The organism is Psychrobacter sp. NPDC078929, assembly GCF_050267985.1.
GTDB lineage: Bacteria > Pseudomonadota > Gammaproteobacteria > Pseudomonadales > Moraxellaceae > Psychrobacter.
The window spans coordinates 13,241-27,493 of record NZ_JBNNFX010000021.1 but is presented as its reverse complement, the minus strand read 5'-3'; the positions used below and the strand labels follow the sequence as shown (position 1 = coordinate 27,493).

The 14,253-nt window shown below is 44.1% G+C and carries 11 protein-coding genes; 5 read left to right on the top strand and 6 right to left on the bottom strand.

Going from position 1 to position 14,253, the window contains the following annotated elements:
• Positions 1–83: 83 nt before the first annotated feature.
• The 4 genes from ACQKCG_RS11345 to ACQKCG_RS11330 form a co-directional block, all read right to left on the bottom strand.
• Positions 84–659, bottom strand: a complete 576-nt coding sequence (locus tag ACQKCG_RS11345) for a VOC family protein (RefSeq protein WP_179797180.1) — start codon at positions 657–659, stop codon at positions 84–86.
• Positions 660–805: 146 nt separating this feature from the next.
• Positions 806–2,107, bottom strand: coding sequence for a fumarylacetoacetase (gene fahA, locus ACQKCG_RS11340; RefSeq protein WP_427585403.1), 1,302 nt, complete (start codon positions 2,105–2,107; stop codon positions 806–808).
• A gap of 308 nt (positions 2,108–2,415) precedes the next feature.
• Complete coding sequence (locus ACQKCG_RS11335) at positions 2,416–3,612, bottom strand: aromatic amino acid transaminase (RefSeq protein WP_427585402.1); 1,197 nt, start codon at positions 3,610–3,612, stop codon at positions 2,416–2,418.
• Between the two features lie 157 nt (positions 3,613–3,769).
• Positions 3,770–4,717 carry a LysR family transcriptional regulator gene (locus ACQKCG_RS11330; protein ID WP_201571665.1) on the bottom strand — a complete coding sequence of 316 codons (948 nt, stop codon included), beginning with the start codon at positions 4,715–4,717 and terminating at the stop codon, positions 3,770–3,772.
• 178 nt (positions 4,718–4,895) lie between these two features.
• On the opposite strand from ACQKCG_RS11330, the gene hppD reads away from it, so the two are divergent.
• From hppD to ACQKCG_RS11310, 4 genes are all read left to right on the top strand, one after another.
• A complete protein-coding gene (gene hppD / locus ACQKCG_RS11325; RefSeq protein WP_179797175.1) occupies positions 4,896–5,996 on the top strand; it encodes a 4-hydroxyphenylpyruvate dioxygenase in 1,101 nt (366 codons plus the stop codon).
• A gap of 132 nt (positions 5,997–6,128) precedes the next feature.
• Positions 6,129–7,076 carry a phenylalanine 4-monooxygenase gene (phhA, locus tag ACQKCG_RS11320; protein ID WP_427585401.1) on the top strand — a complete coding sequence of 316 codons (948 nt, stop codon included), beginning with the start codon at positions 6,129–6,131 and terminating at the stop codon, positions 7,074–7,076.
• Positions 7,077–7,238: 162 nt separating this feature from the next.
• Positions 7,239–7,580 (top strand): 4a-hydroxytetrahydrobiopterin dehydratase, encoded by a 342-nt coding sequence (locus ACQKCG_RS11315; protein WP_371547322.1) that lies wholly within the window; start codon positions 7,239–7,241, stop codon positions 7,578–7,580.
• Between the two features lie 116 nt (positions 7,581–7,696).
• Positions 7,697–9,100 carry a Na+/H+ antiporter NhaC family protein gene (locus ACQKCG_RS11310; protein WP_371547319.1) on the top strand — a complete coding sequence of 468 codons (1,404 nt, stop codon included), beginning with the start codon at positions 7,697–7,699 and terminating at the stop codon, positions 9,098–9,100.
• A 67-nt stretch (positions 9,101–9,167) separates the two neighbouring features.
• Here ACQKCG_RS11310 and ACQKCG_RS11305 read toward each other — a convergent pair whose 3' ends face one another.
• Together ACQKCG_RS11305 and ACQKCG_RS11300 are read right to left on the bottom strand one after the other, a co-directional pair.
• Entirely contained in the window at positions 9,168–9,914 is a 747-nt protein-coding gene (locus ACQKCG_RS11305) for a siderophore-interacting protein (RefSeq protein WP_427585400.1), read from the bottom strand.
• Between the two features lie 66 nt (positions 9,915–9,980).
• Positions 9,981–12,161 carry a TonB-dependent siderophore receptor gene (locus tag ACQKCG_RS11300; protein WP_371547313.1) on the bottom strand — a complete coding sequence of 727 codons (2,181 nt, stop codon included), beginning with the start codon at positions 12,159–12,161 and terminating at the stop codon, positions 9,981–9,983.
• Positions 12,162–12,596: 435 nt separating this feature from the next.
• Here ACQKCG_RS11300 and ACQKCG_RS11295 point away from each other — a divergent pair, with 435 nt between their 5' ends.
• The gene (locus ACQKCG_RS11295; RefSeq protein ID WP_404692253.1) at positions 12,597–14,102 is read left to right on the top strand and encodes a PepSY-associated TM helix domain-containing protein; all 1,506 of its coding nucleotides are present in this window, start codon (positions 12,597–12,599) and stop codon (positions 14,100–14,102) included.
• Positions 14,103–14,253 lie beyond the last annotated feature (151 nt).

The following is a 14,253-nucleotide window of genomic DNA, read 5'->3' as shown; positions in this document are numbered from 1 at the left end:
GTAGGTCGTCAATTAGCACCTTTATAATTAAAGCGATGATTAACTAATCATTTAAAAACGTAGCAAGCAGGATTACAGGAGAGTTACTCGCCGACAGGAGCAACTTCGCGTGCTTCAGCCAACTCATCACTATGCAAAAACTGTGTATGTGCTGGGGCGCGTTTGGTACGAGACCACTCATCTAGCATGTCTTGCTTGATGGCATCTGTAATCATCGATACTTTGTCTTCTGAGGTTGGATCATCATAGGTCAGCTCTAGACGATGACCATTGGGATCAAAGAAATAAATCGAGTGAAAGATGCCGTGATTGGTCACGCCAATGACATCAATGCCGGCATTTTCTAAATGCTCTTTGGCAACGATTAGCTCGTCACGGTCCTTAACCTTTAGCGCTAAGTGCTGCACCCAGCTTGGGGTATTTGGATCAAAGCCCATCTCAGGTTGATTGGGTACTTCGAAAAATGCTAAGACATTGCCATTACCAGCGTCCAAAAAGACGTGCATATAGGGGTCAAAGGCTTTGGTCGAAGGCACATGGTCTTCTGCGAATGCTAAAATGAAATCCATGTTTAGATTTTTTTTATACCATTCGACGGTTTCTTTGGCATCTTTGCAGCGGTAAGCCACATGATGAATTTTCTCAATTTGAAAGCTCATATCAATGTCCTTTTGATAAGACGTGTTACTCATTTGGCTTTATTCACATAACTATGAGTAGGTGAATGCGTTTGTTTTCCTATCCGCCTGCATGAGAATTTTCACGCCTATTTTGCTATTTCTCTGTCTATGTTATTTCTTAAATACTATTTATCAAAATCAAAGCTCAGTGCTGGTAATACCTTGCCGCGTACTTCACCAAAGCCAACACGGATGCCGTCTTTTTCGCTATAGCCTTTCATGATGACCGTGTCACCATCTTCGATGAAGCTGCGCGTCTCACCGCCTTCAAGCGTGACTGGTTTGGTAGCGTTCCAAGCAATCTCTAGCATTGAGCCATAAGAGTCAGGTGTTGGGCCTGAAATCGTACCTGAGCCCATCATGTCACCGACTTCAACTTTGCAACCAGTGATGGTGTGGTGGGTAAGCTGCTGTGCCATTGACCAATACATGTATTTGAAGTTGGTCTCACAAATGATGGTCGCTGTTTCCGCATTTTTAGGTAGTAATTCAACCGATAGATTGATGTCAAAGCTGTTGTCGCTCGATTTTTCATTTAAATAAGCAAGCGGCTTGGGTTCTTGAGTTGGGCAAGCTGTTTTAAACGGAGCCAATGCATCCATAGTGACAATCCAAGGAGACACCTCGGAGGCAAAGGTCTTGGCATTAAATGGACCTAATGGCACGTATTCCCATTTTTGGATATCTCGGGCTGACCAGTCATTGAGCAACACCATGCCAAAAATATGATCAGCAGCATCATCTACGGCGATTGGCTGACCGATATGATTACCTTTACCAACGACAAATGCGGTCTCTAGCTCAAAATCCAAGCGCTTACAGGCAGAGAAGATAGGGCGGTCGTCAGGGCTAGGCTTTAGCTGACCGGATGGACGCACGATATCCGTTCCACTGACGATGACGGTGCTGGCGCGTCCGTTATAGCCGACAGGCATTTCGGTCCAGTTAGGCAATAGGGCGTTGTTTGGATCGCGGAACATGGTGCCGACGTTGGTCGCATGTTCTTTCGATGAGTAAAAATCGGTAAAGCCCGGTACTTGCACTGGCAAATGCATGGTGACGTCTGCTTGCTTGACTAGCGCCTTTTTCTGTAAGTCTGCATTGTCACGTAGGGTGTCATTGTCGCTAGACAGCAGTGTCTGAATCGTCGTACGTGCTTGCGTCCAATTGTCTCGACCAGAATCAATAAAAGCATTTAGAGTGGACTGGTCAAAATACGGACCACCGTTCAAACTTAATAATCCTTCGGCTTCGAGTACAGATAGATCCAGTACATGCTCACCGATGGCAACGCCTGCACGGCGCTTGCTATCACCAGCAGCGTCTTTGGTCTCGCTAAAGATGCCATAAGGAAGGTTGTGAATAGAAAAGTCAGAGTCAGCAGCGATATCGATAAAAGAGGTGAGGGTGCTGTCAGTCGTTGACATGATTTGCTCCTTGCTAATATACATTATGAATTACGTTATAATTAATTACTTACGTATAATGTAATTTATTGATATATGGATTGCAAGTTTTTTGTGCAATGTCTTTTGTGAAAAGGCTGCTTTGAAAAGTGGTTGTCGTTGTTTTGACTAAACGGTTCTGACTAGATGATTTTAATAAAATAGTTTTGACGAAATAATTTTGGTTAAATGCTAAGCACAAAAAAAGGCCGAGCAATCGCTCAGCCTTTCTTATCCGCGTTTATTTTTTATCAAGTTACATATTGAGTAACATGGCTTACGTGGTTTAATCAGTCTTTTAAGACGTCTGCCATGGCATTGGCCACATAGTCGATGTTGCTGGTATTTAGGCCAGCCACACACATACGTGAGTTAGAAACCATATAGATACCAAACTCGGTCTGTAGGCGTTCGACTTGCTCAGGCGTGAGACCAGTAAAGCTAAACATACCGTTTTGACGAGTGATGTAGTCGAAGTTACGGTTAGTGATTTTGGCTTCTAACACTGACTTTAGCTTTAGGCGCATGGCTTTGATACGGTCGCGCATCGCATAAACTTCGCCAACCCACTGCTCATGTAGCGCTTCATCGTTCATGACGATATCGACCACACGTCCACCATGTGACGGCGGGCTTGAGTAGATACGGCGTACGGTTGCGTTTAGCTGACCGAATACGCGCTCGGTTTCGTCTACGGTTGGGCAGACGACTGATAGGCCGCCGACGCGCTCGCCGTATAGCGATAAGTTTTTAGAGAATGAGTTGCTAACAAACAATGGCAAGCCCATCTCAACCGCTTTACGAATAGCGTAAGCGTCGCTGTCCATGTCTTCGCCAAACCCTTGATAAGCGATGTCCATGAATGGAATCAGCTCACGCGCCTTCACGACGTTGAGTACGGTATCCCATTGCGCTTGGGTCAAATCCATACCGGTTGGGTTATGGCAGCATGGGTGTAGCAAAATGACGTCATTTTTGTTTAATGTTTCAAAAAACGCAATCATTTCATCAAATTTGATGCTGCTGTTGGCTTTGTCGTAGTACGGGTATTTACCGACTTCTACATCAGAGCCTTCAAAGATAGCAATATGGTTGCCCCATGTTGGATCGCTCACATAGCACTTAGCTTGTGGGAACCAGTCATGAATAAATTCAGCACCGACTTTCAACGCGCCAGAACCACCGATTGTAGCGATAGTGGCAACTAAGCCGTCTTTTAAAATCTGAGCGTCTTTACCAAACAGTAATTCCTGACAGCCTTTACGGTGGCCTGGTAGGCCTGCCATTGGCAGGTATGGACGCGGTGCGATAGGATCAGCAATACGCTCTTCGGCTGTTTTTACACAGTCGAGTACAGGCAATACGCCACTCTCATCATAATAAATACCAATACCTAAATTGACCTTGTTAGGATTGCTATCTGCTGAGTATTTTTCCATAAGACCTAAGATTGGATCACCAGCGTAATAATCGATACGTTCAAACATGCCATTTCCTTATAAAAATATAAACCGAGCAGCCGAAAATCATAGAGCAAATTGATGATTAACTCAACATGAGAGTGGGTTATCTGGTGCAATTAGTAAAATAAATACCCAAATAAGTTATTTATCTGCTTATCAAAGGCATTTGAGGGGCTATACGTCATTCGCTAGACGATGAGTCAGAGTGATGTAGGTCGTTATAATGGGTCGCAAAATACGTTTGCAAAAACTGCTTAAAAGCAATTGTCGCCGGAGAGAGCGCCCGTGAAGCACGTTGATAAATAAAAAATTGCCGCATTTTGACTGGTTGAGTGAGTGGTCGCATCAGCAGTCCATTGGCGCTGACCCAATCAATAACTTCAGGCATATAGGGCAGACAGAGAGTGATACCAAAGCCTTGGCGTGTCATCTCAAGCGCGGTGGACATAAAGTTCACCTTGTATCGAGCTTGTTGAACATGAGCGGAGATAGAGTCGTCGAGCTCTGCGGTTACTTGATCTAGGAACGGACCTTGTAAGGTAATTAGCGGTGTCTCTAATAAATCTTGCCAAGTAATTTCGTCTCTTTGTGCCAGTGCATGATTGTTTGGCATAACCACGCAAAATGGTAGCTGGTACAACAGGTCGGCCCCGATGTCATCTTCAGTTTCTATAAAGCCAAGTTCGGTACCAACCCCTAAATCGACTTCGATATCTTGAATATGCTTGAGCAAATTCTCGGCTGAGCAGTCCAATAGTGAGACGCCAATATTTGGATATTCTTTGGCAAACTGGGCAATGACGGCAGGTAGGGAAGACGCTGCAAACTGTGATACCGCCAAGCGCACCTGACCTTGGGCCAAGCTGGTCAAGCTACTTGCTTCATTTTCAAACAGCTGCATTTCATTCAATATGCGCCGCGCTTGCGGTAGTAGATGCCGTCCTACTGCTGACAAAGATAACTGGCGAGTGGTGCGATCAAACAGCACGATACCGAGGCCAGTCTCTAATTCCTTAATCAATCCACTAACAGCAGATTGAGTCAAATACATCTGTTCGCTGGCACGAGTAAAGCTGCCGTTGTCAGCGACTTTGATAAATGCGGTCAATTGGCGAATGCTGATATTCATAAGTAAACCTGATAAATAAATCATAAAAAACAATTAGTCTTATAAATAAAGCTAATCTAATATAAATACAACGTCAACAATAAAGATTGATTATTAATCGTTTTATAGATTTTTACTATTGATCGACTTTTACTACTCATCGATTTTCTATTACCAATTGAAATTAAGGATAATTGCAATGGCAGATTTATTTGACAACCCAATGGGACTAAATGGATTTGATTTTGTCGAGTTTGCTTCTCCGCAGCCTGATGCAGTCGACGCATTGTTTAAGCAGCTTGGTTTTGCTCATGTCGCCAATCATCGTTCAAAAGATGTTGCGCTATATCGCCAAGGTGATATCAACCTTATCCTAAACCGCGAGCCAAAAAGCCAAGCCAGTTACTTCGTTGAAGAGCATGGCGCTGGTGCTTGTAGCATGGGCTTTCGGGTAAAAGATGCCAAAAAAGCGTATGAGCGTGCGGTAGAAATGGGTGCGCAGCCAGTAGACGTGCCAACTGGGGTGATGGAGCTTAGATTGCCTGCTATCAAAGGTATTGGCGGCTCACTAATCTATTTGATTGACCGTTATAAAGACGGCGAATCTATCTATGATGTCGACTTTGAGTTCTTTGCAGATATCGACAGAAACCCTGTCGGCTATGGTTTCAAAGTTATCGACCATTTAACGCATAACGTCTATCGTGGACGCATGGCGTACTGGGCAAAATTCTATGAGCGTATCTTTAATTTCCGCGAGATTCGTTACTTTGATATCAAAGGTGAGTACACGGGACTAACCAGTAAAGCCATGACCGCACCCGATGGAAAAATCCGTATTCCACTGAATGAAGAAGCCAAACAGGGCGGTGGTCAAATCGAAGAGTACCTAATGCATTTCAATGGCGAAGGTATTCAGCACATTGCGCTATCCAGTGATGACTTGTTTGCCAGTATCGATAAGCTAAAAGCGGCTGGTATTCCGCTTATGACCGCACCAAATGCTGCTTACTATGAAATGCTGAGCGAGCGCTTACCGAACCATGGTGAAAATGTCGCTGACTTGCAAACGCGCGGTATCTTGTTAGACGGTACGACAGAAGGCGGTGCACCGCGTCTGCTACTACAGATTTTTTCTGAAACTATTTTGGGTAGCCCAGTATTCTTTGAGTTCATTCAGCGTAAAGGTGATTATGCCGATGGCTTTGGTGAAGGTAACTTTAAAGCGTTGTTTGAGTCGATAGAGCGCGACCAAGTACGTCGCGGTACAGTCGGTCAGCCAGAGACTGAAACCCTATAATATTATCTAACGCTTAGACCATATTTAATCAATGGACAAGACAAAAGGAGTTTGTGTTGTCCTTAATAGGAGTATTACCTACAAGCACGACAGCAAAGGTAATGCTCTCATTGCGATAAAAGGAATACAGGCATGGAACGCCTATCACAGATAGATTCTCTTAATACTGCCATCGGTACCAATAGCGTTGCGACTAATAAGCAAAGCAACGATGCGTCCAGTCATTCTAATGCGACAAATAAAAAACAACCGTATATCTCACACCAACCCGATAGTCATGGTCATATTCACTATAGTGATGATGAGCATGCGATGTGGCAAGCGCTGCTGGCACGTCAAGCGGAACAAACGCCCAATCGTGCGTGTACTGCATATTTAGAGGGTTTAACTAAGTTAAACCTACCGACCACACGTATTCCTCAGCTACGAGATATTGACGAGGTATTACAAGCGACCACAGGTTGGCAGACCGCCGCTGTGCCTGCATTAATCAGCTTTGGTAAATTTTTCAAACTACTGGCCAATAAGTCCTTTCCTGTGGCGACGTTTATTCGTCGATTCGATGATATGGACTATATTGAAGAGCCTGATATCTTTCATGAAATCGTTGGGCATTGTCCGCTATTGACCCATCCTGCGTTTGCAGCCTTTAATGAGACGTATGGTAAGCTTGGTTTGAGTGCAACGAAAGAGGAGCGCTGGTTTTTAGCACGACTGTATTGGTTCACTATTGAGTTTGGATTGGTCGGCAGTCGCGTAGAAAATCGTAGAATTTACGGCGGCGGTATATTAAGCTCACCTTCTGAAACGATCTACGCACTTGATCGGACGCCGCAAGAGCTTTCAATCGCTCAAAATAAGCCACAATCTCAACCTCAGTCTCAACCTGAGCACCGAGCGTTTGATTTGCTCGATGTATTGCGTACGCCTTATCGTATTGATCAGATACAGCCGATCTACTATGCCATTGATGAATTAGATACCTTATTTGATATCGTCAATAGTGACATCATGGGTGCGGTCAAAAAAGCTATGTCGCTTGGACTATTTGAGCCGACCTATCCAGAAAAAACTCGTTAAAGACGTCAATTCAAAATTAAACATGAAAACAAACACTTCAGTGCGGAATATTGAGATAGCAGCAAAGCTATATCAACATGAACGTACGAGTATTAGAAAGTAGCTATCAAAACAACCATTAAAAACTGACATCGAAAACAGCCATTATAAAAGGATTTTATTATGACAGCACTATCACAAAACAGCTGCGAAGCTTGCCGCATTGGCGCACCGAAAGTTGATGAAGCCGAAGCACGAGAACTATTACCGCAAATTCCTGATTGGTCATTGATCGAAATAGATGGCATTCAGCAATTGCAGCGTCAGTATAAATTTAAAAGTTTCGTCTCAGCAATGGCATTTGCCAATCAACTGGCAGAAATCGCTGAAGCAGAAGGACATCATCCGGGTATATTGGTAGAGTGGGGCAAGGCTACGGTCACTTGGTGGTCGCATAGTATTAAAGGGTTGCATCGCAATGATTTTGTCATGGCAGCTAAGACCGATGACTTACTTAATAAGTAACGCATAAGTCATTCGGTTATTCGCTAGCAAACCCGTTTTCTAACGCTATAAAACTAACGCTCCCAAATTCAAACCCACTCTAATGCCAGCCTGAGCTGGCATTTTAAGGATGTGTCATGCCACCAAAACCCCTCACATTAATCAGTACCAAGCTCGCCTTTATCATATCCACCATCGTCATCGGTATCATGGGTATCACCATGATCGGCTTTGGCTGGGTGCCTCATCTGTCTCTTATCCTCGCCATCTGTGTGCTACTGGCTATCGGTATGTACAAAGGACTCAGCTTTGATGACATGCAAGCGCAAATGGCCTCAGGTGTCATGCGTGGTATTGGTGCCATCTATTTGTTCTTCTTTATTGGACTGATGGTGGCGGCTCTGATGATGTCAGGAGCAATACCTACACTGATGTATGTAGGCTTTCAGCTGATCTCACCTGAATACTATTATATTTCTGCCTTTATTTTGACCTCTATTATCGGTATTGCTTTGGGTAGTAGTTTGACGACTGCAGCAACGCTTGGCGTGGCGTTTATTGGTATGAGTAACGCCTTTGATGCCAATGTGGCGATAGCAGCGGGGGCTGTGGTGTCAGGGGCGTTCTTTGGTGATAAGATGTCGCCCTTGTCTGATACTTGTACGATTGCGTCCTCTGTAGTGGGTATCGATCTGTTTGAGCATATTCGCAATATGATGTATACGACAGTCCCTGCGTGGATACTGACGGTGATCTTGTTTTGGATGTTTTCAGGACAGACGACTAGCGCTGATCTGAGTCAAGTGACCATATTGCAAGGACAATTGATAGACAGTGGTTTGGTACATGGGTATTCGGTACTGCCATTTGTGATATTGGTTGGGCTAGCCCTGTTTCGGGTCAATGCGATTTATACGATTATCTGTACGATTGCCGCGGCATTGATTATTACTTATGTACACAGTTCACCAAGCTTTGGTCAATTGGGTGGTTATCTGTTTGGAGGGTATGCTCCTGCTGAATCATTAGAGCTGGGTGAGGTGGGCGGCATGCTGTCACGCGGCGGTGTGCAGAGTATGTTTTTTACACAGGCGATTGTGATACTGGCACTGAGTCTAGGCGGGTTACTAACGGCACTAGGGATTTTGCCAGCATTGCTGTCTGGTATTAAAGATACATTGACGACATCTGGACGAGCGATATTCGCTGCAGCGATGTCGGCACTAAGCATTAACGTGCTAATCGGTGAGCAGTATTTGAGTATTCTATTATCAGGTACGGCCTTTCGTTCGACGTTTGAGCGTCTACATTTACATCCAAAGAATCTGTCGCGGACGATTGAGGATGCAGGAACAGTGATTAATCCGCTGGTACCTTGGAGTGTGTGCGGGGTGTTTATCAGTCAGGCGTTAGGGGTACCGGTATTAGATTATCTGCCTTATGCGTTCTTCTGTTATTTGTCGTTACTGTTGACACTGCTATTCGGGTTTACGGGGCTGACGATTAGTAGAGTAGAAGAGGGTAAGGTGGTCGAAGTATGATAAGTGATGATTGATAAAAAAGGAGGGGCTAATCTTAGCTCCTCCTTTTTTGTTTCGAAATACGTAATTACTGATCTTCCGTTTGCGCATCCTGACTTTTGACGATTTTATGCTGATCCTCTGTGCTATCGACTTTCCAGTAGCTAGAAACATATAAATGCGTCTTTGGTATTGCGCGCTCAACTTTGAAGTACTGGCGCAATGCACGCATACTATGGAACTCACACACAGCCCAAACGGCAGGTTGACCATCAAGCCAGCTCAAAGATTTAACACAGTCCAGTAAGGGGCTATCGTCTGCATTTGGATGCGCATTAATCACCCAATGTATCTCGACGTTCTCTGGTTTTTTGAGCGTCTGACGATCTGCCTCAGTCGTCACTTCAAGTACTGCGTAACCACGAGCCTCAGTAGGCAACTGGGCTAAGTTGACCGTAATCGCTGGTAGCGCGGTCATATCGCCGACTAATAAAAACCAATCTGCTTCATTGTTAATGAGTTTTTTTGGCCCTGGACCACCTATTAAAATTTGATCGCCGACTTGCGCATTTCGTGCCCATGCCGATGCAGGTCCTTCCGTCTCATGTAAAGCAAAATCAACATCTATTGCGTCATCACGTTGCACGCTCACTGTATAAGTACGCATCAGTGGGCGGCTACCTGCATCTTGAGGGAATATCAGTTTGATATAAGCACTTTCTTGATCGATAGGAAAATCAACCATGCCAGCACCGCCAAGCGTGACACGGTACATATTTGGCGTAATGTATCTAGTGCCAATAACTTCTAGTACTCTTGGAGTAGGTTTTGCCATATTGTGCTTTCCTTCTAACAACGAGTTGGCTTACTAATAGAACCAACCCGCTACGGATAAATTTGATTAAAAGTTGGCTTTTAGACTGACTGTCATTTGACGCTCAGGTCCCATCCAGCAGTTGTTAATGTCATAGCAAGAACTAACATAAGTCTTATCAAAGAGGTTATTGATACTAGCACCGACAGCGAGCATAGGGTTGATCTGATAACTGCCACCAATATCAACCAAGGTCACACTTGGTAGCTCATCTGTGTTTTGTTTATCAATTTGCATGCCATCTTCATAGCGAATGCCAGCATTGAGAGTGAGTTTGTCCGTAGCATAGTAGTCTGCCCATAGCGTGGCTTTGTGTTTAGCAGTTTGGGCAGGAGTGTTGCCGACCACTTCAGGATTAATTTCTTCTTCTGTGATCTCAGCATCGGTGTAGCTATAGCTTGCCGAGAGATCTACCCAATCGTTGAGCATACGGCTACCTGATATCTCAAAGCCTTTTGACTCAATTTCACCAGTTTGTGTTTGATCTGTATATTTGACGTAATCTGACACAACGACATTTTTTTGGGCAATATCAAATACCGCAAACGTTCCTTTGGTCGCACGGTCTGGAGACAGATATTTGATACCAGCTTCTAATTGATCGGCAGTGGTCGGTTCAAATGGTTCATTGGTAATAAAGTTACTACCGACCACTGGCTGAAATGACTGCGAATAGCTCAAAAACGGTGATAGACCATTATCAAAGTTATAAATAGCAGCAAGACGTCCACTGGTTTCTGACGCGTCATTGTCGATCATTTTTTCGCTAGGGATTACACCTTTCGATGTATCGGTTCGATCAAGGATACTTTTGAATTTATCATGTCGTAAGCCTGCCACCACTGTCCAGTCTTGCCACGTCATTTCATCTTGCACATAGAGTCCAAGCTGGCTTTGTTCGATATCATCGTATCGACTAAAGGTATCTAATGGTAGAATATCGGTGCTGATTTGTGAAAAATCTGGATTCGATAAGTCAAGGTTTGGTGTGCCATCTGCGCCAGCGTCATAATAAGTTGCGGTGCTGTCTGTCTCTTGATACTCAATACCAAACAGTAGGTTATGTGAGGTATTGGCGGTATCAAACTTATAGGCCAGCTGGTTGTCTGTGGTCCAGTTTTTCATGCTTTCATCTGTTGTGTAAGCTATACGGTCTAGAATCGTATCACTACCCTCTACAAATCCTTCATTGTTATACATATTGCGCTGCTGCGCTTCGGCATCGGTATAGCGCGTGATATGTTTAAACGTTAACTTATCATTGATGTCCCAGTTTACGGTGACGCTTGGCATAAATACTTCTTTGCTAAATTTATTCCATTTATCGCCTGCATAAGCATCGCTACCCAATTTGCCATAGCTGGCATTATAGACAGTACCGACAGCAGGTAATGGGGTAGAGGGTACCATGTCGGGATCGTCTTGATAAAAGAGGTTAGCAAGTACCGAGACATCATCAGTCGCTTGCCATTTAAGCGATGGATTTATCAATAGACGCTCTTCTTCCGTAGTTTGCATTTGACCATCTTTTTGGCGTTTTAGCGCCACAAATCGATAATCCAAAGTGTCGGTGATAGGCCCCGTGCTATCGATAGCCACTTCTTTTAGGTTTTGAGTACCAAAGCGTAGCTGGATTTCGTTTTCTTGAGTGCTTTTAGGTGCTTTGGCGATTTGATTGACCATACCGCCAGGTGCTGCATAACCATACAATGAAGATGCCGAACCTTTCACTACCTCGACCGCTTCAGTTGCATAGATATCTACTTGGGGCATCAGGTTATATGTACCATCATAAGGCAATCTTAGACCGTCATAAAAGTTTGAATAGGTCTTAAATCCGCGAATGTTGTATTCGTCAAAGATAGAGACTGTACCGCGGCTCTCAGCGCTTACACCTGGTTCATAACGTAATGCAGCATTGACGCTATCTGCCTGACGCTTTTGTAACAGGTCTTGATCGATTCTGGTATAACTCATTGGCGCATCGTTTGGATCCAATGCAGTTTTGGTGCCAGTACTACGATAGCCATCTGAGTAAACGGTAATAGCATCTAAGGTGGCTGAGGGTGTAGCAGCCTCATCATTTTCAGTATTGTTTGTCGTCTCTACAGCGTAAGCGGCGTGGCTCATACCCATGATCAGGCCAACTTGTACTGCTGTGGTGAGATATTTTTTGCGAATGACGTTATTGGTTAGATGAGACCGCATCAGATTTCCTCTTGGACTAAAATGATTGAATATTATTTGTGACAGTTAAAGCAAATTTGCAACGACGCTAATAATAACACTAATGATAATTATTATCATTAAAAAATTACAACGAGACAGTTTTGAGAAGTATTTTCAGAACTTAAAAAGGTAGAGACGCAGTGTTGCAAATGAAGCAGTATTACGAATAGAGTCATGCAGACTTACTGTTTTGAACGATGTATTTTAAACGATGGTTTTTCTCAGATTTTTCTCGTATTATGCAGCAGCATTCTGAATACAATTATTTACAGTAGATTTTTTACATCGCTGTATCGGCGTTATCCTAGTTCTTTGCGAGACCTTTTAAGATTAGTCTTGCAAGCAGATATACCATTATTATCGATAGGTTTACGTTGTTTATTGAGCAACCAAAGATTGTTTAAGGTCACATTTATGGACACACCCTCCAACCAACCCACCAACAACCAACGCTATTTCACAGTGTGGCGCTGGCATTTTTATGCAGGTATTTTTGTTGCTCCTTTTTTAGTTGTTTTGGCGATAACGGCGCTCGGTATGCTGTTTATGTCCAACACAGTAGGACGTGACAACGACCGCTTAACGGTTGTCGTGCCAGAGTCTACGGTTCAAGCACCTGTCTCTACTCAAGCAAAGAACGCGCTGAGCACCTTGCCTGATAGCACGCTGATTAAATATATCGCCCCTCGTGATACCGATACGGTGGCTTTATTTCAGATAAAATCAGACGACCAAAGCAATATGGTGGCAGTCAACCCTTATACGGCTGATATCGTCCAAAGTGTGCCTACCAGTAGCGGTCTTTATAGTACGTTTAACGATATTCACAGTGATTTGCTGATTGGTAAAGTTGGTGATTACTTGTTAGAAACGGCGGCATCATTGACTATTTTAATGATTTTGTCTGGTTGGTATCTGTGGTGGCAAAAACGTAAATCAGTCAAAGCTATGCTGATACCTAATGAGAGCGTAACCAATAAGAAAAAACGCTCTTTTATCCGTACGACTCATGCGACATTGGGCAGTTGGATATCTGTGCTGCTACTGTTTTTCTGCATATCGGGCATGGCATGGGCAGGTGTATGGGGTGAGAGAGTGGTGCAGGCATGGAGCCAGTTTCCTGCAGGTAAGTGGGGTGTTGCGCCTGTTCCCGTATCGATTGACCACAGTCAACACGCTGCTATGCAAGAGTCTACACCAGCGCCGCATGTACATGGTGCGGCAGCGTCTGAGGCGCATACTGATGCACCCACACATGGCAGTGCTCTAAACTCAAGCGACACCAAAGAAGTTCCTTGGGTACTTGAGCTGACGCCAATGCCTGTGTCAGGCACGACTATGGGTAAAGATGGTATCGCCGCCAACATACCCATTATGATTGATACGGTGGATCGCTACGCTCGTGAAATCGGCTTTGAAGGGCGTTATCAATTGAACTTGCCACAAGGTAGTACAGGCGTTTGGACCATTAGCCAAGATTCAATGAGCTATGATATGAAAAGTCCGATAGCAGATCGTACGGTACATATTGATCGTTATTCGGGTAATGTCTTAGCTGATATTCATTTTGACGACTATAATGCGTTTGGTAAATTCATGGCGGCTGGTATCGCGCTGCATATGGGTACGCTCGGATGGTGGAGCGTACTGGCTAATGTGCTGTTTTGCCTAGCAGTAATCGCTATTTGTGTCAGTGGCTATATCATGTGGTGGCAGCGTCGCCCTCGTCAGGCGAGTGATAACGTAGGATTAAACCCACCAGCTCGCGGCTTAAATGTTTCCGTCTGGTGGCCGCTTGCTATTCCTTTATTAATTGTGGCTATCATATTCCCGACCGCTATTATTGCGATTGTGGCTATCGCGCTATTAGACTTCTTGGTGATTTCTCGAGTTGGGTTTTTACAGAAGTTATTAAAATAAGCGAATAGCAGAATACTGTTATTCCTTATATAGTAAAAGAGCGCCTTATCGTAAGGCGCTCCTTTTTTTGCTTAAAAAATGCTCAGATTAACTGCTACTTAGCTTAAAGTTGATCAAACGTTTTATGGGCTTGAAATAGCTCGGTTCATGC